General features: G+C 46.5%; 15 protein-coding genes. 10 read left to right on the top strand and 5 right to left on the bottom strand.

Going from position 1 to position 19,301, the window contains the following annotated elements; translation table 11 throughout:
• The first annotated feature begins 82 nt into the window (after positions 1-82).
• From DUE52_RS10070 to DUE52_RS10040, 8 genes are all read left to right on the top strand, one after another.
• Positions 83-1,297, top strand: coding sequence for a DNA cytosine methyltransferase (locus tag DUE52_RS10070; RefSeq protein WP_114405881.1), 1,215 nt, complete (start codon positions 83-85; stop codon positions 1,295-1,297).
• The gene (locus tag DUE52_RS10065) at positions 1,294-2,277 is read left to right on the top strand and encodes a phosphoribosyltransferase-like protein (RefSeq protein ID WP_114405880.1); all 984 of its coding nucleotides are present in this window, start codon (positions 1,294-1,296) and stop codon (positions 2,275-2,277) included. Before DUE52_RS10070 ends, DUE52_RS10065 begins: the two co-directional genes overlap by 4 nt.
• 2 nt (positions 2,278-2,279) lie before the next feature.
• Complete coding sequence (locus tag DUE52_RS10060; RefSeq protein WP_114405879.1) at positions 2,280-4,316, top strand: ORC-CDC6 family AAA ATPase; 2,037 nt, start codon at positions 2,280-2,282, stop codon at positions 4,314-4,316.
• Positions 4,309-5,283, top strand: coding sequence for a hypothetical protein (locus DUE52_RS32075; RefSeq protein ID WP_133299805.1), 975 nt, complete (start codon positions 4,309-4,311; stop codon positions 5,281-5,283). Before DUE52_RS10060 ends, DUE52_RS32075 begins: the two co-directional genes overlap by 8 nt.
• A gap of 413 nt (positions 5,284-5,696) precedes the next feature.
• On the top strand, positions 5,697-6,317 hold the full coding sequence (locus DUE52_RS10055; protein ID WP_165840909.1) for an outer membrane beta-barrel protein: 621 nt from the start codon (positions 5,697-5,699) through the stop codon (positions 6,315-6,317).
• A 131-nt stretch (positions 6,318-6,448) separates the two neighbouring features.
• Entirely contained in the window at positions 6,449-8,023 is a 1,575-nt protein-coding gene (locus tag DUE52_RS10050; protein WP_114405877.1) for an FG-GAP repeat domain-containing protein, read from the top strand.
• Positions 8,024-8,154: 131 nt separating this feature from the next.
• Positions 8,155-8,739 (top strand): Crp/Fnr family transcriptional regulator, encoded by a 585-nt coding sequence (locus DUE52_RS10045; RefSeq protein ID WP_114405876.1) that lies wholly within the window; start codon positions 8,155-8,157, stop codon positions 8,737-8,739.
• Positions 8,740-8,843: 104 nt separating this feature from the next.
• Entirely contained in the window at positions 8,844-9,680 is an 837-nt protein-coding gene (locus DUE52_RS10040) for a DUF2306 domain-containing protein (RefSeq protein ID WP_114405875.1), read from the top strand.
• Positions 9,681-10,029: 349 nt separating this feature from the next.
• On the opposite strand, the gene DUE52_RS10035 is transcribed toward DUE52_RS10040, so the two are convergent.
• Both DUE52_RS10035 and DUE52_RS10030 read right to left on the bottom strand, forming a co-directional pair.
• Positions 10,030-11,601: a SusD/RagB family nutrient-binding outer membrane lipoprotein gene (locus DUE52_RS10035; protein ID WP_114405874.1), complete on the bottom strand. Its 1,572-nt coding sequence runs from the start codon at positions 11,599-11,601 to the stop codon at positions 10,030-10,032.
• A 26-nt stretch (positions 11,602-11,627) separates the two neighbouring features.
• A complete protein-coding gene (locus DUE52_RS10030) occupies positions 11,628-14,819 on the bottom strand; it encodes a SusC/RagA family TonB-linked outer membrane protein (RefSeq protein WP_114405873.1) in 3,192 nt (1,063 codons plus the stop codon).
• 419 nt (positions 14,820-15,238) lie between these two features.
• Between DUE52_RS10030 and DUE52_RS10025 the strand changes: the two genes are divergently transcribed.
• Positions 15,239-16,294: a dihydrodipicolinate synthase family protein gene (locus DUE52_RS10025; RefSeq protein ID WP_222930270.1), complete on the top strand. Its 1,056-nt coding sequence runs from the start codon at positions 15,239-15,241 to the stop codon at positions 16,292-16,294.
• 86 nt (positions 16,295-16,380) lie between these two features.
• Here the strand turns inward: DUE52_RS10025 and DUE52_RS10020 are convergent, their stop codons facing one another.
• Positions 16,381-16,734 carry a hypothetical protein gene (locus DUE52_RS10020; RefSeq protein WP_114405872.1) on the bottom strand — a complete coding sequence of 118 codons (354 nt, stop codon included), beginning with the start codon at positions 16,732-16,734 and terminating at the stop codon, positions 16,381-16,383.
• Between the two features lie 234 nt (positions 16,735-16,968).
• Between DUE52_RS10020 and DUE52_RS10015 the strand changes: the two genes are divergently transcribed.
• Positions 16,969-17,586 carry an outer membrane beta-barrel protein gene (locus DUE52_RS10015; protein ID WP_114405871.1) on the top strand — a complete coding sequence of 206 codons (618 nt, stop codon included), beginning with the start codon at positions 16,969-16,971 and terminating at the stop codon, positions 17,584-17,586.
• A gap of 72 nt (positions 17,587-17,658) precedes the next feature.
• Here the strand turns inward: DUE52_RS10015 and DUE52_RS10010 are convergent, their stop codons facing one another.
• Both DUE52_RS10010 and DUE52_RS10005 read right to left on the bottom strand, forming a co-directional pair.
• The gene (locus DUE52_RS10010) at positions 17,659-18,471 is read right to left on the bottom strand and encodes an AraC family transcriptional regulator (RefSeq protein ID WP_165840908.1); all 813 of its coding nucleotides are present in this window, start codon (positions 18,469-18,471) and stop codon (positions 17,659-17,661) included.
• A gap of 61 nt (positions 18,472-18,532) precedes the next feature.
• Complete coding sequence (locus tag DUE52_RS10005; RefSeq protein WP_114405869.1) at positions 18,533-19,228, bottom strand: ferredoxin reductase domain-containing protein; 696 nt, start codon at positions 19,226-19,228, stop codon at positions 18,533-18,535.
• Between the last annotated feature and the right edge of the window lie 73 nt (positions 19,229-19,301).

The raw sequence follows: 19,301 nt of genomic DNA, 5'->3' as shown, positions 1-19,301 counted from the left end.
TTATAATCAGACTATTTTTGCTTCTGCCCTCTTCAAAGAACGCACCTTAAATATTCCCAATCATTAATTATTTGTAACAAAAGTGAAGGAATTTAAAGCGAACGCTGCTAATCCAACATATCTCAGTTTATTCAGCGGATGTGGTGGATTTGATGACGGTTTTGAACAGGCAGGTTTTGTATCTAAAGGCGCTTTTGATATAGATAACTCTGTGATTGAAACTTACAGACATAACTTTAATGGTCCTATATATAAGCATGATTTGAGTAGTTTATCATTACCGATAAATTTTGAAAAATCAACAATTGATGTTGTGATTTCTGGTTCTCCATGTCAAGGGTTTTCTACAGCGGGTCTTAGAAAGTTGGATGATCCTAGAAATAAATTATTAATTGCTGGAGGGGAAATAGCGATAAAATTGCTTCCTAAAGTATTTGTTGCTGAAAATGTTATGGGGTCGTTTAATGGAAAACATAAGCAGTTTTGGAATGACCTAATTGGGTTATTAAATGAAAACAAATACAATGTTGAATTTCTTAAATGTGAAGGAACTGATTTTGGACTAGCGCAAATCAGAAAGAGAGTTTTTTTAATTGCTTGGAGAGGAGATGGCGGTATTTCATTTGATATTGAAAAAAAACCAGTTAAAGTTTTAAAAGATGTTTTGATGAATATTAATGGCTTGCCTAATCAAGATGTATATTTTCCCATTAAAGATGAAAAGGTTGAAAAAATAATTACTTGTATAAAGCCTGGTCAAAAACTGTGTAATGTCAGAGGCGGTAATGGAATAATTCATACTTGGGATATACCAGAAGTGTTTGGGGATACAAATGAAAAAGAGAAACAAGTATTAAGAGTTATTAAAGAGTTAAGGAGGAAGTTAAGAATAAGAAATTATGGGGATGCTGACCCAGTACTAATTGAAGATATAAAATCAAAATTAAATTTCTCACCAATACAATTTCTTGATTCGCTTGTTAATAAAGGTTATGTTAAAGTCATTGGGGGTAGATATGATTTGATTCACTCCTTTAATGGTCTTTACAAAAGGTTAGAATGGAATAAACCATCTATGACAGTTGATACAAGATTTGGAGATGCAAGATATTTTTTGCATCCAGAGGAAATGCGAGGATTTACTGTAAGAGAAGCAGCTAGGATACAAGGCTTTAGGGATTCATTTGTATTTTATGGATCTAAGCAACAACAATTTAAAATGATTGGGAATGCTGTTCCACCACCAATGGCAAGTGCAATTGCAAATATTATAAAAGAAAAAATATTATCTATATGAGCAGTCAAAAACATAATGATAAAATTATAAAATGGTCTAATGAGGAGGGTGGTTCCAAATATGTTTTATATAATAACCTTCTTGAATATTTAGGGAATAATCTGTTTGATGATTTTGAGCCAACTATGGGCCCTTTTCCAGACTTTACATCAAGGCTTGAAAAATGGATAAATAATATTTCAGATGACGATAGCCAAAAGATATTGCTAGAATTAGCAACTAGAATTTTTTATGTCGGCTCCAAAGAGTTTATTTCATTATATCGTACTGCATATAATTCAATTATTAAAAGATGGTTAATTGATCAGATAGGCGCCGATTTTGATTCTCTTAATTACATTGAAAACCTAAAATCAGCATTGGATGCAGTTTGGTTTTTACCAATAACTGATAGCCTCAGAATAAATCAATTCTACAAAGTAAACCAAATTGACACTAAGAATACATTTAGAGGAGATATTAGGTCTATGAAGTTTTTCGTTAATAATAATGATAAGTTTGATGAATATATTTTACAAAGGGGAATTAAATATATTGTATTGCTTGAGGATTTTGTTGGGTCGGGTACTCAAGCTTTAAGTTCTTTAAAATTTGTTTCAGAATTAAAAAATGAAATTAAAGTATTATTCGTACCGCTTATAATATGCCACAATGGTTTGGATAATATTATTAGAAAAATGAATTCCTATAGTAATTTTTTTGTTAAACCTGTAATTTCTTTAGATGCTGAACATTTTGTTAATGATGATACTTCAAAGTTTGCGAATAATATTCAATTATATGAACTTTTGTCACATACATTTAAAAAAGTCAAAGGTAGCTTGACAGATGGAGCAATTAAAAAGCTTACTCCATATGGTTATAAAAATACTGGCGGGTTGACAGTTTTGTATTCAAATACTCCTAATAATAGTTTGCCCTTGATATTTATTAAATCAGATACTTGGGAACCTTTGTTTCAAAGAAACTCTAGAGATTAGTTATGGGACAAAAATTGAATCCTTTTCATGAGTTGTATGTGACAGAATCAATTGGTTCTGACGCCTTTGTAAAACTATTTAGTGATGTACTTGTTGATCATACCTTAGCATTGTTTAAGCCAGGGAATGTCGTACTAAAAGGTCTGCCTGGAACAGGTAAAAGTATGATGCTTAGTTTGCTGAAACCTTCTGTTAGAATTGCTTACAAAAGATGTGATGCAATTTTCCCGGTTCCACCTAGATTTAGCAATTTTATTGGTGCTGGGATTAATTTAATAAGAAGTAGTGTAAGTGATTTTGGGCAAAGACCAATTGTAGAAGGGAAATACTTAGATTTAAACGAACTAGCTGTTTATTTTGGTGATTTTTTAAATTATTGGGTTGTTAAAGATATATTAAATTCAGTTGTAGAATTAGGGAATGAATTAGGGGAAGAATTACAAATAGATATTTCTAAAGAAAAGTTAAATTATTTCGCAACTACTTTGAAAAAAGATGAGTCTTGGTTTGGTTACTTGGACTCCGTAAATACTTTTGATGATCTTATTGCTAAGCTAAAAAATAGGATAATTTCATATCGCTCCTATTTAAATTTTAACTCTGAGAATATTCCTGATGATATAGTTACTTCTAAGACCTCTATTGGTGTTCCCATTTCCATCGTAGCTAACTTACTCCGTGAACTCAAGGTCGTTCATCATGATACCAACATATTTGTGATGATTGACCAGTATGAAGAACTTGCTTGGTTAGAGGATAGCATTGAGGGACTTGGCGTGAAGTATAAATCAGTAATAAATAAATTATTAGCAACTAGAGATAATAGTGTCTCTTATCGGATAGGTACGCGTCCTTTTGCTTGGAATGATGAGTTTCAATCAATTCTTGGAACATCAGCAAAATTAGAAGCACTAAGAAATTATAGTCCAGTTTCAATTGATGGAGTTCTCAAACGACAAGAACATTCTAAAACTTATTTATTTCCTGCATTTGCTGAAGATATCTTTTCAAAAAGATTAAAAGCTGTTGATTACAAATTTGATGACTCTAACACTAATTTGTTGCGCGAAATTTTTGGTAGAAGTGTTGACCCAAGAGAAAAAGCACTTAGATATGTTAAGAATCAATCGAAAGATAAAATCATAGAAATCGATAGTTCTTGGCCTGAACATTGGAAGCAATTTTTACTCTCACTTGTAGTTGAAGATCCATTTTCTGCTCGTTTAGGAGAAGCGTGGGCAAGGCAGAAGGGGAAAGAGAACATTGTTAACCAACTTACTTTTGAAAGACCTTTCCCTTGGGAGAAAAAAGAATATTGGAAAAAGGAACGTGTAGGTCAAGCTTTGATTCAGATTGCATCCAGGAATCGACAACAGCTATATTGGGAAGGAAAAAGCGATATAATTCAATTAGCCGGGGGCAATATTCTGGCTTTCTTAAGCCTATGTCAACAAATTTGGGAAGTTTGGATGAGAGATACTAAAAATCAAGATGATTATTCACTCCCTAAATTAGATTATATTATTCAAACACTTGGTGTACTTGAAGCTAGTATTAAGTGGTATGAAAGTATTTCAGAAAGGAAAGGGGGAAGTGATAGGAAGTTATTTATTAATTACGTTGGAGCTAAATTTTATAGGTCTTTAATTGAAGATTCTAGAATGTCATATCCTGGTCATACTGGATTTTCTATTGCATTGAGTGAATTGGAGAATAATCCACATGTATACAAATTTTTAAAAGAAGCCTCGGATTTTGGTGATCTACAAGAAAGACCTCATACTACTAAATCCAGTTCAGGTGAAAAAAGAATAAAATGGTATTTGAATTCAATGCTTTCTCCAATTTTCAAGCTTCCAGTTTCTCACACAAAAGAACCTTTATATATATCAATATCTGATTTAGAAACTTGGCTTGTAGAAGCGAGTGCGGTTACGTCAAAAAAACCTTTAATTAAGAAATTAGCTTCTAAACCTAAAAAGCCACGTAAAGGGGCTGATCCTAATCAATCTCATCTTTTTTTTGAAGGTAATGAATAATAATTTTGAATTTAAACCTTGGGGTGAACTTGAATGGCTTTTTTCAAAAACTGTTAAATCAAATTTTGATTTAATTGCCTCGCTTTCTCCTGAAGATAGATGTACTAGTACATTTGAAATATGCAGATCAGCAAAAAGGATTAAATCTGCTTTATTTTTAGAAATCATAGATCCAATTGATACCAAAGGACATAATAGCTTAAGAATTAAAAATAAAAATAAAATAAGTGGTAATATAGATGTTTCTTTTTCAACCCATAAGTTGTTAGAGCCTATTAGCGGCTTGATCAGAATTGTTAACAATTTTATTGACAATTCTGATGGGAATATTATCGTAGATATTAGCACATTTCCAAAGCGTTTCTTTTTCCTGATTATTAAATCTCTTTTAAAATCTTCCAAGGTTAAAACTTTATTTGTAACATGTTCTACTCCTAAAAAGTACTCTTCTGGGAATTTATCCGACAACCCAAACTCTTGGACTCATATCCCTACTTTTGTTCCTGATGACCCTGATTTAAGGTTTGATTTAGCAATAATTGGAATTGGCTTTATGCCTTTGGGCTTACCTCAATTATTGAAAGATAAATATAGTCAACTGACCACGAAATATCTTTTTCCTTTTCCTCCTGGTCCGCCAACTTACCAGCGAACATGGGAGTTTGTAAACCTAATGCATAGCTCTACACGTCTTGAAGGCAAACAAATATATAGGGTGGATTCTCTTAATCTGCCTGAAATTTTTGAAACCATTGTTTCTCTTACTCAAGCAGGGGAGAAAAGCACTTTACTAGCTCCGTACGGTCCTAAGACAATGTCTTTAGCTATGTGTTTATATGCTTGTTTTACTAATTCTGCTGTTTATTATACTCAACCTACTTATTATGCACCTGATTATAGCTCAGGTTTTAGTAATTGTTACGGCTATATTATTAAGAGTAATGACACTTTATTTTATTCTGTTTAATGTTTAAATAAAAATCCCGGCCAGCAAATGCCAACCGGGATTGCTACTTACTCAACGTTAATTCAGTTCCGAATCCGAACCACCTATTTTGTCTCGATTGTAAGACCCGCTATGTAGGCGACCCGCATACTTTTCGCTTTCCTTCTGCTTGCGTTTATACCATTCCCATTCATCGGCACTCATGCCTCGCCGTTTTTCTCCTGATGCCGGAGTTTTTTAAATAGGTGCATCCCGGTTAATTCATCCTGGTTTTCATTCAATTATTACCCCACTATATCGCTTTTGTCGAATGTCTTCAGCGTGGTTAACGGAACCCTAGCATACATTATTTACAAATCAATGGATCGTATCATAATTATTTCATAAGATTTTGTACTATTGGCATTTCAATGCACGTATCCAAACCAATTGATATGAAAACGACCGGTTTTACACTCCTGCTACTGCTGACACTCGTTTCGGCGGCTTTGGCTCAAACGGAAAAAGGACGCTGGCAAGTGGGCGCACAGGTGGGCAATCTGACGTACCAACGTTACAAAGTGTATGATGGCCATTCGCTGTCGGTGAACCTGACGCCTTCGGCGGGCTATTTTGTCGCTAGAAACCTGCTGGCGGGCGTTTCTGTTCCCTTTTCAAATACCAGCAATAGCTACAAGGCTGGCCCGTCGGATTACAACAATCGATCCATCGGCATCGGCCCTTTCATCCGCTACTATGTAGGCAATTCGAACGTTAAACCCTTTGTCGGGATTGGCTTTACGTACAACTCCACCGCCATCCGCTACGAAAGCCTCCTCAATCTGAATGACATAAAGCTGAAAGGGAGTTCGACCAATCTGGTTCCGGCGGTTGGCGCAGCCTGGTTTATCAACCGCAACGTGCTTTTGTCTGCCGGTTTTGGGTATTCATTTTACCATGCTAAAAACCAGGGTTTCCTGCAACCGAACCCCAACACCTTGACCGTGACTCCGATTACTGAGAAATACCAGAAGCTATCGTTCGATGTCGGTTTTGCCTTGCTGTTTGGAAAATAAACCTGAACCGTCAGATTGGAGAAGGGAGAGTGCGTCAATGTCGTGCCAGCAGTACGGAATCCGGGTAAGGAAAAGGCCAAAAGATTGCGTGTTCCTGTGTCGCCAATCACCCGAATTCGGTTTCTTTGTGCATGAGACGACGGCTACCCTTTTGTATTGTATTCTACCTCCTCTTTTCCTGTACGGCGAAAAAACAGAATGACCAACAGGCGTTGAACGACATCCCGGTTTCGGGCCTTTCCGGCAAGGAACTGGCGATGGCGCATTGCAGCGGGTGCCATGCCTACGTGAGTCCTGACCTGCTGTCGAAAACGAACTGGCGGGATGTGCTGCCGGCCATGGGGCATCGAATGGGAATCTACAGCGGGGGCGTCCGGCCCGACAGTCTGTTTGAACCCGGCCTCAGCGGCACCCTCGTGCGAAATGCCCGGATCTATCCCGAAAAGCCGGTTCTGGCGCTGGAGGACTGGCGCAAAATCGAAGCCTATTACCTCGAAAATGCCCCGGACACGATCCTGCCGCCCGTCCGCAAAAGCAAAATCCGGATGGGACTCCGGCATTTCAAGCTCCGAGAACCGTCCCTGGCGCATCGCCCCGCCCTGACGACGCTGGTCAAGATTCTGCCCGACAAGCGCGGCATTGTCTTCAACGATGGCAAAGGCTCCCGCAATACGTTGACGTTTCTCACCGCCAACCTGAACGAGCAGTTTAGCCTGGGGCTGGGTGCCACGCCGATTCAGTTTGATGAAAAAGGCAATGATCTGTATATCACCACGGTGGGGAAGGGCATTTTCCCGAACGATGCGCCCGACGGTGCCCTGCTGCGTTGGGTGAAAAATGCCCCGGAACCGGGCTATAAACTGGGTAACATCGCCCTTTCCGGTTTGCGCCGACCCGTTTGCGTGGCCTATGGCGATTTGAACAAAGACGGTTTTGAAGATGTCGTGGCCTGTGAATTTGGCAACCAGACCGGGCAACTGGCGTGGTATGCCAGCAACGGGCGCGGGGGCTACGACCGGCGGGTGTTGCGGAACAAACCGGGTGCCATCACGGCCATCATCCGGGATGCCAACCACGACGGTTTGCCGGACATTTATGTGCTCATGGCGCAGGGCGACGAGGGCATTTTTCTGTATGAAAACCAGGGTTCGGGCACGTTCAAGGAAAAGCGGTTACTGACTTTTTTGCCCCTCAACGGGTCGCAGCACATGGAACTGGTCGATTTTAATAAAGACGGTTTTGATGACATCGTGTATGTGAGTGGCGACAACGCCGATAAAACGCCGATCCTGAAGAAGTACCACGGCATATCTATTTATCTGAATGACGGGAAATCCAACTTTAAACAGGCGTATTTCTATCAACTGAATGGCGCGTACAAGGCGATGGTTCGTGATTTTGACCGGGATGGTGACCTGGATATGGCCGCCATTTCGTTTTTCCCGGACTATGGCCGCTACCCCGAAGAGAGTTTTGTTTATCTGGAAAACAAGGGGAAGTTAAAATTTGACGATTACTCGTTTCCCGAAGCCCCGAAAGGACGCTGGGTGGTGATGGACGCCGGTGACATGGATGCCGATGGCGATATCGATCTGGTGCTGGGTTCGTTCGTGTATTTTATCCCGCAGGGCGACACCACCGGATTGGGCAAAAAATGGCTGACCTCCGGGCCTTCGATCGTGGTGTTAGAAAATACGATTCGGTAGGTTGCCCCCCAGCCCCCTAAAGGGGGAGCTTGGAGCGCGAGAAAACTCCCCCTTTAGGGGGCTGGGGGGCAAAAGCGAAAGTCCTTTAGTTGCTTAAAACCGGTACTTTGCTCACCTTACTCACTTTCACGATGGAACATTACTACCAGCGGTTTTTCAGTTATGTCGGGGAGATTTTGAGTTTGCCCGACGAAGACAAGGCGTCCATTCGCCAGTCGTTCCAGCCGGTTTTTGTGCCGAAAGACACGATTATCGAACCGGCCGGGCAGGTTCCCCAATACCATAATTTTATCGTTTCGGGGTACATGCGAAACTTCTACGTAGACCAGGACGCCAACGAAATCACGACCGACCTCAACGATGGTTCCCAGTTTTTTACGTCGTATTTTCATTTTATGAACCGTACGGTTTCCAACGAAAACCTGCACTGCATTACCGATTGCGAACTGCTCCGCATCAGTCGGGAAGACGTGGACATTGGGGCGCAGCGCAGCCGTACGCAGAAAGATTACACGATTCAGATTCTGCAAAAACACCTCGAAGAAGAAAAATCCCGGATCAACGACATGACCAGTCTGACGGCCGAAGACCGGTATCGGAAATTTCTGCGGCAGAAACCCACCATCATCCAGCATGTGCCGTTGCGGTACGTGGCTTCGTATCTGGGCATTACGCAGCGGCATCTGAGCCGGCTCCGGAGCGGTTTGGCTTCCTGACGTCCATACCCCGAATCAAACCGCTCATCCGAATAGGACATTTGTCTACCCGGCAAAAAAACGGTTCGTCTTAGGTTTAGGGAAAACTTAACGGCTTTTCCGCTATGACGACAACTACTACGATCTCCCCATCCAAAGAAGCAACCACTTCGACCGCTACCCGAATCCTGACCATTGCGGCCACCGTCTGGCTGGTGGTGGCAACGGTGGGGCAATGGATTTTTGGCCTCTACATTCTCCTCTCTTACGGGAAAGCTACCCTGATGGGCGATTTTGAACGATGGAACCAGGTTTTGTCGCACAGCTACGTTGAAGGCGACTGGAAAGGCAATACCGTCGTTGGCATTCACATCCTACTGGCCGCGGTTCTGGTCATTGGTGGCCCCCTGCAACTCATGCCGTTCATTCGGCAAACCTTTCCCCGGTTTCATCGCTGGCTCGGCCGGACCTACGTCACGACGGCCATTGTGGTTAGCTCGGCGGGGTTGCTCATGGTCTGGACGCGCGGTTCCATCGGCGATTTAACCCAGCAAATCAGCATCAGTCTCCAGGCCATTTACATCATTTCGTTTGCCTTGCTCGCCATTCGATCCGCCAGAGCCCGCCGGTTCGACCAGCACCGGGTCTGGGCGCTGCGATTGTTCATGGTGGTTAATGGCGTCTGGTTTTTCCGGGTGGGACTGATGGGCTGGTTGCTGATCAACGGCGGCCCGGTCGGTTTTGATCCCGAAACGTTTACCGGCCCTTTTCTGACAGCGCTGGCGGTTTTTACCTATGCCATCCCGGCTTCGCTGCTGGTGCTGGAATTGTATTTTTATGCACAGAAAAAACCGGATAATGTCTTCCGTCTCATCACCGCAGCCCTCATTTTTCTGTGTACCGTCATCATGGCCATCGGGATTTTTGGGGCCACGATGGGGATGTGGTTGCCCCGAATTTGAAGGAAATGTAGATTCCCTCTGATATCCGTGTGATGTGCTTGCAAATTGCCCCCCATCCCCCTAAAGGGGCAGGACTGTTAAGTTCTTCCGTTTTTCGCCCCCAACCCCCTAAAGGCCGGGCGGCCGGTGCCGGGCTAAAACATCCGGATTTTGAAGCCCGGCACCGGCCGCCCGGCCTTTAGGGGGTTGGGGGCGAAAAGCGGATCGATATTGCTAACTTCAACGATCCTAATTTCCAGAACTTAACAGCCCTGCCTAAAGGGGGAGTTTTCTCGCGCTCCAAACTCCCCCTTTAGGCAGGGCTGACGCGTCGGGGATGGGGGGCAAAAGCGGCTTAATTGGAATTCAACTATTGCTTATCCCACCACACCCTGGTTTTGTAATTATCCGCTCCCTGACGGGCCACGGCGGCATTGTAGTTGGCGGCATTCAAAACCGGCTCGTCGTCCGGGTAGCGCAGCCGACGGGGATAGGTGCCGCCGGTTTCGTTGTCGGGATAGTTGACCGGGGTTAGTTTCGGATAACCGGAACGGCGGACGTTGGCATACGACTCATAGCCGTTCAGAAAGGTTGCGACCCAATATTCCGAATTGATCTGCTCGAACGCTTTTTCCTTGTCGGCAACACCCACAAACGGATTGGCGGTTAAGTAGGCCGTGATGTCTGCGTCCGGGATGGTGGCCGAAACGTCGTATTGCTGGAGCGCCTTCATCGCGCCGGTCACCCCGTTCCGGTAGAACTGGGTGGCATCGCCGGGAATCCAGCCCCGAACGGCGGCTTCCGCCAGCAGCAACTGAACTTCGCCGTAGGTCAGCAGCATCCGCGGGCCGTCGAGCTTGGCAAACACATCCCGGTTTACGCCCGAAAACTGGTGTTCCTGGCCCGGAGCCGTCGGGTTGTAACTGGGATCTTTGGGCAGCGTAATCCGGTCCAGACCGTTGGGCATGCCTTTCTGAACCGCGGGGTCGGTATTTTTGGTCGCCACATTGGTCGGATCGGTATACACCGCCACCGTGTATTTCAGCCGGGGATCGTTGTGGCTTTTCATGTAGTCGAAAAACGTCTTGGCAATTTTACCCGGACTTCGGCCCGACACGCTCAACGTCCAGCTTTGTCCGTTGGTCAGCACTTCCTGCGTCCCGGCTTTGTCGGTTCCCTTGATAAACAGGTTGTCGTCGATGGCCGTAAAAACCCCACCGGCAAACGCCTTTTTGACCCAGGACTCGGCAGCCGCCGGATCTACTTTGGACATCCGCATTCCCAGACGGAGCATCATGGAATAGCCAAACCGTTTCCATTTGGCAATGTTTCCCGCGTAGACGATGTCGGACGATGCGAAGAGCGTCTTGCTGGCGTCGAGTTTGGCGGTGGCGTCTTCCAGTTCGGCCAGCATGTGGGCATAAATGTCCTTCTGCGCGTCGTATTTGGGTTTGTAAATCTGCTGGTAATAGCCCTGATTAGCCTCAAAATAGGGTAAATCGCCGTACATATCCGTCAGCCGGTGGAAAATCACCGTTTTCCAGATGCGGGCCATGTGGTACAGATTGTGGTATTGCGGTTTGTCCTTCGACAACGTAATCACGTCTTCAATCAGTTTGGACGAACCGGCAATGGCGTTGTAGGTGCCTTTCCACATGGCCTCGTTGTTGCCCTTGTGGTACACGTACTTATCGCCCTGAAAATCAAAAATTCCCACGTTGCTCAGCGTCGCCATGTGCTGAACGAACGGTTCGGCATAGTTCAGGCTGGTGGCTTCATCACCCTTCGCCGTGTTGTACTGCCCGGTCGTAAAGAGATAGGCGGGGTTGAACCGGTCGGCGGTAACGGCATTGGGGTCTTTATTCAGGTCTTCAAAACCATTGTCACAGGCCGAAAGGAAAAACAGGCAGCCCGTGAAAACTATATATACTATCTTTTTCATGTCAATTAGCGTTAACCGATGCAAAACTAGAATTTCAAATTTACATTGAACCCGTAGCTCCGGGTCGGCGGCAAAGGCGTGGATTCGATCCCCTGATCGTTTCCGGCTGATAGGTTGGTTTCAGGGTCCAGACCGGGGGTGTGTTTCATCAGAATGCTCAGGTTCCGACCCACCAGCGAGATGCTGGCGCCCTTGACAAACCCGATTTTTTCGTAGAGGTACTTCGGCAAAGCATAGGTGAGCGATACATACCGCAGCTTGATGAAACTGGCGTCGTAGATGTAGTCGTCCAGCGCATCCCGTCTCCGGACGGTGATGGCCCGGTTATTCACGCGGTCTGCCGTCACCAGAAATTTATTCTCCTCACCGCTTTCGGTCACACCTGGCAGAACCGCTCCCGATGCTCTTCCCAACAGCGACTGCAAAGACATCCCGCGGTGGTCGAGGCTGTAGTTGGTTTCGGAGTAGATTTTGCCGCCGAATTTGCCATCCACCTGCGCCGACAGCGTGAAGTTTTTGTAGGCAAAATTGTTGATGATCCCGGTCGTGTATTTGTTGATCCCGGACCCGAACGCTACCACATTGGCGGGAACGATCGGCAGTCCGGTGGCATCGATGATATCCCGGCCCTGGGCATCCCGTTTGATCGTCCGACCCACAATTTGCGAATATTCTTCGCCTTCGACATGCTTGATGAAGGCTTTCGTAGATGTTGCCAGAATCAGCTCTTTGGACGTGTTCGAAATCTTCAGCACCTTGCTTTTGTTGTAGGCCATATTGAACGATACGTCCCAGCGGAAGTTGCTGGTCGTCACCGGTTTGGCGGTGATTAGCAATTCGACGCCCCGGTTGCGGATTTCTCCGACGTTCACCGATACGCCGGAATACCCGGTGGTGGAGGAAATACTCTCGACCGCAATGTCGTTGGTGGTCAGCTTGTTGTAAACGGCCAAATCAAACCCGAGCTTGTTGTTGAATAACCGCAAATCCAGACCCGCTTCAAACTCGTTGACGCTCAGCGGCCTCAGGCTGCTGTTGGGTACGGTAAACTGATTGATGGTTCCGAGCGAACGGCCATCGTAGTTGTAGGGAAGCAGGCCGTAGGTCAGGTTGAGCAGATAGGGGTCGGTATCACCGCCCACGGCCGCATAGGCAACCCGCAACTTACCAAAACTGATGGCCCGGGGCATGTCAAACGCCTGCGAGAACACGAAACTCACCCCCGCCGACGGGTAGAAGAAATTGTTCGACTTGGGGTTCAGGGTCGAGAACCAGTCATTCCGGCCCGTGAGGTTCAGATACAGGTAGTTGCGGTAGGCGAGTTCGGCGGTGGCAAAGACCGAGTTGATTTTTTTGTCGTACGTCGCCGTGGTGGTGTTGCGGTTGGCGGTATTGTTGATCACGTGCAACTGGGGAACCACGAACCCGGAGCCGAGAATCGTCGTCGTATACCGGTGCTGCGCCATGAGGTTACCACCCAGATTCACCGACAGGTCGAAATCCTTGTTCAGGCTCCGGTTCAAACCGATCAGCCCTTCAAAGTTCCGCTCCCAGAACGTCTGCTGCGACTGGTCGATCTGACCGGCCGGCCGGTAGCCCGTTCCTTCGGGAACAATTTTGTTGGTCATGAAACCGTAGTAATCCTGTCCGACTTTTCCCTGAATAAAAAGCCAGTCGAAGAGGTTGTATCGCAGATTCACGGTCGAAATAAACCGGTCTTTGTTGGTCTGATTTTTAATCCGGTTCAGGGTGTAATACGGATTGGTCGCGTTCAAATCCGTCCCCAGAACCTTCTCCTTGTAATTGTCATCGTAGCCGGGCGAGAGGGCGCTGGTCGGCATGTTGCTGTTGACATACAGAATCGTTCCGGCACTATTTCCCGAGTTCCCCGTAAACACGTAGCGGTTATCGACGCGCTCGTTGATGTAATCGACATTGGCCGCCAGGTTCAGATTTTTAGAAATGTTCTGGTTGAGCCCGAGGCTGATGTTGTTCCTCCTCATGCTGGCATTGGGTATGATGCCTTTGTTCCGCATGTCGGTGATCCCCAGCCGGAAACTGCCTTTGTCGCCACCGCCCGAAAACGAGATGTTGTTGGTGCTGGTGTGACCTACGCCGTAAAAGTCCTCCAACACCTGGTCTTTCACGTACGAATAAGGCCGTTTCACCCCATCTAGTTGAATCGTTTCAGAACCGTCGTACAGCGCACCCCAGTGGTTTTGGCCGTGGTTGGCGGCATCCTGCTGGCTGGCCGGCTTTACCCCGCCGTAGCCCTGGCCGTACTGTTTTTGCAGCTCCCAGAGAAAAAAGGGAACCTCGAAGGTGTTGTTGGTATTGAATTCAACGCCGAGTCCCTTGTTGCCCTTGCCCGACTTGGTCGTGATCACGATGGCTCCGTTTTTGGCTCTGGAACCATACAAAGCCGCTGCCGTAGCGCCTTTCAAAACCGTAATGTCTTCGACATCGTCGGGGTTGATGCTGGAAATGTTATCGCCGAAGTCCGGGTTGTCGTTTTTCGGTCCACCAAACTGCGTATTGTCCATCGGTAGTCCGTTGATGATGTAGAGTGGCTGGTTATTGCCCGAAATCGAGGTGTTTCCACGGATCGTAACGCGGCTGGAACCGGCTGGCCCTGTAGCCGCCGGACTGATGTTGACCCCCGCCACCTTGCCGTTCAGAGAATTGGCAAAGTTGGTTTCCCGGGTTTTGGTAAAACTTTCGCCATCTACTTTGGTGACCGAATAGCCGAGTGATTTGGTCTCCTTGCGAATCCCGAGGGCGGTCACCACCACTTCGTCCAGTGCCTTGCTTTCGGCCAGTAGTCTGATTTCCAGGGTCGTGCGGTTGGCCAGCGGAACTTCCTGCGCCGTATACCCCACAAACGAAAAAACAAGCACCGAATTCATCGAAGGCACATCGATCGAAAAGTTGCCTCCCGCATCGGTGGTGGTTCCTTTCTGAGTGCCTTTCAGCAAAATGCTGACACCGGGCAGTGCATCGCCTTTTTCGTCGGTGACTTTCCCTTTGATGATTTCAACCGGTTTGGGCAATGACCGGGTCCGCTCGATCGTTGCGGTTTTTCGTTCCGCGGTCGCCGACCGCAGAACCGGCGCCGAATGGGCCGTGGTCGCCACAATGGCCATAGCGGTGAGCAGGGTACACCGCTTGCTGAACCATGCGAAGGGTGTACCAGTGTCTGGTAAAACTAATCCTTTCATGCAATAAATTGGGTTTGGAATATTCAGGAATCGTTACAGGGACGTCATAGAGATGGGATGCGTCGGTTTAATCATTACATATACGTTCCTATGCCAATAGTGTACTACGATTATTTCTATTTTTAAAAAATAAATTGCAAAATGGCTGTGCGGGTACTTCGGTAAAGAATAATTACTCTCAGAATCTGACTATTTCTGATCCGGAAGGCGGTTTTGAGAAGACTTGAAAAAAAGTCTCTGAGCCAGGAGTACCGATTGACCTGGTTTGAAGTATTAGTATATAATCTGTTTGGGATAGGAACGCGGCCGGGTCGCCGATGCGATCTGACGGATTGAACGGATTAAAACGGATTTTTTATCTGTGTGAATCCGTTCAATCCGCGTTCCCATCCCCCAACTTCCTAAACCCTGATGACCCAATGAAACCGCTTACCTCTTTTTCCCGACGGGAATTTCTGGAAAAAATGACCCCGGCTGCTGTGGCTGTTCTCGCCGGTGCCCAGACGCTTCTGCCCGCAACGACCCAGGCAAAAACCGCAGCCAGCGGATTCGGGCGGGACGAAAAAAAGTTTGTTCCGGTGATGATCACCCCCTTCGATTCCAACTCCGCCATTGATTATGACCGGCTTTCCCGGCTGATCGACTTTTACCTGAAGGCCGGAGCCAAAGGTTTTTTTGCCAATTGCCTGAGCAGTGAAATGTACTTTCTGACCGACCAGGAACGGATTGGGCTGACCCGGCACGTGGTGAAACGGGTGAACGGAAAAGTCCCGGTGGTGTCGACGGGCTCGTTCGGGGATACGCTAAACGCAAAAGCCGACTTTGCCCGAAAAATCCACGATACCGGCGTGGATGGGGTGATTCTGATTTCGAGCCATTTTGCGGACAAGGAGGAAAGTGATGCGGTTTTGATGGAGAATTTTGAAAAGTTTCTTTCGCAAACTGGTACTATGAAGGTCGGGACGTATGAATGTCCGAACCCCTACAAGCGGCTGCTGTCGCCCGGTGTGTTCAAATCGTTGGTTGCCAACAAGCGGATGATCTATCACAAAGACACCTCCGAAGACCTGAAAAACATCGAGACCAAACTGGAAATCGCCAAAGGTTCCCAACTGGAATTCTACAATGCGCATACCGCTACCGCCGTGGCATCGCTGCAAAAAGGAGCGCGGGGCATGTCGCCGATCTCCGGTAATTTTTACCCCGAAATTCATAGCTGGCTGTGCCGGAATGCCAACGACCCCTCGAAAAAGGCGGATCTCGACTGGATTCAGGCCGAAATTACCCGAACCGAACCCATTATCTCGAAATTTTATCCGCTCAGTTCCAAGTATTTTTTGAAGAAAAGAGGAGTGCCTCTGGAACTGGTTTGCCGGGCCAAGGCCCAGACGATCCCGGCGGAGCAGATGAAAATTCTGGATGATACCTACACGACTTTCCTCGGCTGGTGCGAGCGGCTGGGCATCAAAGGGTAAAAGTCAACATGCGATTGGATGGGAACGCGGCCGGGTCGTTGAAGCGATAGAACGGATCGGGCGGATTGTCGCAGATAAAAATCCGGTCAATCCGCGTTCCGGTCTTCATTGAGCCGGTCGCCCGACTGCCGGGCTGCGACTACCGATTGCTCAAAGTCTTCCGGAGACAATGACGAAAACTCGTTGACAAACAGGATCGGCCCGGTTTCGGCTTCTGCATATTCCGTACCCATTCGCAGCCACAAATTCCAGTCAGGTGCCTGCATGTGGGAAATGGTCCCGACTACTTTTGAGTCTTCCGGGCGTTGGGCGTAGAGGCTGGCATAGCTGGCCACCAGGTTCGGCAGTTGCCGCAAAAAAGCGTTCTGTACCTCCGTTGGGAGTTGATTGAACGTAAGCCGGGCCTCGTCGGCCCAGTGCGTATCGAAAGTAGATTCCATGCTTAGGGGTAATAAAAGGCGGTTCCTGCTTCCCGGATGATCCGTCTGAGCAAAACGATAGCCCGTTCGATTGAAAATTTTGCACAAAAATACGGGTTGCCTATGAATTCGGTACCGGTTCTGCGGCAATTGAGTCGAATTGTTAATTATTCATAAATCAGTGGATCACATTGTAATTCAATCATCGGTTTTCATACTATTGGTATCGTTTCACACCTTAACGGACGAATAGTCATGAAAACAATCGCTTTTACTTTAGTAGTGATGGGTATGGTTTTTTCGGAAGCCGTGGCACAAACTGAAAAAGGGCGCTGGCAGATTGGGGCGCAACTGGGAAACGTCACTTACCAGAGCGATACCAGTAACGCCAGTAAATCGATTTCGGGTAGCCTGGCACCAGCGGTAGGATATTTTATCGCCAGAAATCTGCTTATTGGCGTTACCGTTCCCTTCTCATTTAATGCCACGAATTTGAAGTATGGCGCTGACCACTTCAACCGAACCATTGGGATAGGACCGGCCGTTCGGTATTATGTGGGCCAGTCGAGCTTCAAACCTTTCGTAGGAATCAGCTATACCTATGCCCGGAGTTATGGCAAGTGGAGGGATCTGGATCCTGTTCGCTCTGAATCAATCACAAAAGGGTACAGTCGAACGCTGGCTCCTGCTATAGGCGTTGCCTATTTCATAAACCGTCATGTTCTGCTGAGTGCCGGTTTGAGTTATAACCTGCACCATCGGGAGGGTGAATCACGCAACACAACGCCGACCAATGTCGTTTCGAACAGGTATTCAGAGGATCTTAAAACCTGGTCGTTGGGAATCGGATTTGCGGTGCTGTTGGGGGAATAGAAGTTCAAGACAGCGGCTTTCATCTAGACTTCGACTCCCCGTTGCCTTATCTGAAAAAAAGAACAGTAACCGTCATCGATACTTTTTTCTAAAACTGGCCGGCGATGTCCCAATCGTTTTACTGAACAACCGGATGAAGTATTTCTCATCTTCGTAGCCCAACTGAAACGCAATTTCCCTGACGCTTTTGGTGGTATACACCAGGAACCGCTGGGCTTCCCGAAAAATTTCAAGCTGGATGAGGTAGGTTGAAGAAAACCCGGTGACTGCCTTGACGGTATCGTTCAGATAACTGACGGTTATATTGAGTTTCGAAGCATAATCAGCAGGTTTTTTCAGTTGGTGAAAATGGTCTTTCACCAACTGATGAAACATCCTTGTAATTTCCACAATTCGGGACGAATGGTTCTGAATTCGTTTATTCTCCTGCGCTTGAAAAATCAATACGGTTTTGTAAAAAAGGGCATTGATCAACGTTTGGAGAAGCTGATGATGAAAAGTTGCCGTTGATTTCTCGTTTTCGGTCGAATAAATCAGGTTGAAAAGGGTGCATAACCCTTCTTTTTCAGCAGCGTCCAGTTTGAGTAAAATGACCTTCAAAAAGGACTGATCGATAACGCTGCGGGCCTTTTCGTCGATAAAGTGTGCATCAAAAGCCAGTAGCCACCCGGCAGGATCTTTGGCAAAACCGAGTTCGTGAATTTGCCCGGGACGGGTTATTAAAAGGGAGGAAGGCTGGATGTCTATATTCTGGAAATCGACACTAAAATTCAGGCAACCACTTTCCATAAAAAAGAAGCAATAATGGTCGTGGCGGTGGGGAATCCTGACTTTATCATTGACAAGTTCCAGGGTGGCTTGATCCGAAAGGGATAAAATCCCCATTTCGAACGGATGGTTTTCCAAATGAAAGAGGGGAATATCGTGGGTCGCCATGCTGCTTTTTTTATGACCAGAACCCGTGGGCCTGGAATGTCGCCCGGACGTCCGGTATTGCCTTCAGCTTTTTCCGCAAGCTTTTCACCAGGGGCGTATGGCCTGCCAGATAAACCGAGGTATACGCGCTTAACTCTTTTGATAGCGCCCATTGTTCCAGGGTTTCAAGGCTGTTGCCGTGCGGGTTGAAGATAAATTCAAATTCGGGATTATTCGCTATCAGGGAGGATGGTAGCTGGTAAATTTCAGGCAGTATAATCACGACTTCCATCGGAAACCGCTTTCGGTCGGTTAACTGCTTCATTCCTAAAAAATGCCCGATTGCAGTGCCGTCGCCCAGGCACAGGATTTTCCCTTCTTTCGTCGGCACCTGGGCTGCATGGGCAACGCCCAAGGGAATCTTGTCGCCCTTTTTTAGGCGCTGAACCCAGCGGCTTCCGGCTCCGTCGTGTCCGGCCTGGATATAGAGGGTGCAAATTTTTTCTTCTGCGTTCCAGGTGGCCGGTGTATAATCCCGGTATTCAAACTCCGCTACTTTACATTTTAGACGTTGTATGGTGGTCCATTTTTCCATCGACGTGGTGGGGAGATGAACATCGACTTCATACAGCGTTGCCGGTTGCCAGGCCCGAATGGCCACGACTTGTGAGGGTGTTGAAAGTTTATCGAATAGCTGCGATACGGCTTTTTTGAGAACATTTGCCATCAATAATCCATTTGTTTTGGCAAAAGTATCGCAAAGCAACAGGGCTTTTGTCCAACAAATGGCCTGAATAGGT

This window comes from Larkinella punicea (assembly GCF_003334855.1).
GTDB classification, from domain to species: Bacteria; Bacteroidota; Bacteroidia; order Cytophagales; family Spirosomataceae; genus Larkinella; species Larkinella punicea.
This window is presented reverse-complemented; position numbering and strand designations above follow the sequence as displayed.

Coding starts and splice junctions, on each gene's coding strand:
- DUE52_RS10025 (WP_222930270.1), top strand. CDS start 15,239: ATGAAACCGCTTACCTCTTTTTCCCGACGGGAATTTCTGGAAAAAATG.
- DUE52_RS10060 (WP_114405879.1), top strand. CDS start 2,280: ATGGGACAAAAATTGAATCCTTTTCATGAGTTGTATGTGACAGAATCA.
- DUE52_RS10005 (WP_114405869.1), bottom strand. CDS start 19,228: ATGGCAAATGTTCTCAAAAAAGCCGTATCGCAGCTATTCGATAAACTT.
- DUE52_RS10040 (WP_114405875.1), top strand. CDS start 8,844: ATGACGACAACTACTACGATCTCCCCATCCAAAGAAGCAACCACTTCG.
- DUE52_RS10050 (WP_114405877.1), top strand. CDS start 6,449: ATGAGACGACGGCTACCCTTTTGTATTGTATTCTACCTCCTCTTTTCC.
- DUE52_RS10065 (WP_114405880.1), top strand. CDS start 1,294: ATGAGCAGTCAAAAACATAATGATAAAATTATAAAATGGTCTAATGAG.
- DUE52_RS10030 (WP_114405873.1), bottom strand. CDS start 14,819: ATGAAAGGATTAGTTTTACCAGACACTGGTACACCCTTCGCATGGTTC.
- DUE52_RS10015 (WP_114405871.1), top strand. CDS start 16,969: ATGAAAACAATCGCTTTTACTTTAGTAGTGATGGGTATGGTTTTTTCG.
- DUE52_RS10055 (WP_165840909.1), top strand. CDS start 5,697: ATGAAAACGACCGGTTTTACACTCCTGCTACTGCTGACACTCGTTTCG.
- DUE52_RS10035 (WP_114405874.1), bottom strand. CDS start 11,601: ATGAAAAAGATAGTATATATAGTTTTCACGGGCTGCCTGTTTTTCCTT.
- DUE52_RS10045 (WP_114405876.1), top strand. CDS start 8,155: ATGGAACATTACTACCAGCGGTTTTTCAGTTATGTCGGGGAGATTTTG.
- DUE52_RS10020 (WP_114405872.1), bottom strand. CDS start 16,734: ATGGAATCTACTTTCGATACGCACTGGGCCGACGAGGCCCGGCTTACG.
- DUE52_RS10010 (WP_165840908.1), bottom strand. CDS start 18,471: ATGGGGATTTTATCCCTTTCGGATCAAGCCACCCTGGAACTTGTCAAT.
- DUE52_RS32075 (WP_133299805.1), top strand. CDS start 4,309: ATGAATAATAATTTTGAATTTAAACCTTGGGGTGAACTTGAATGGCTT.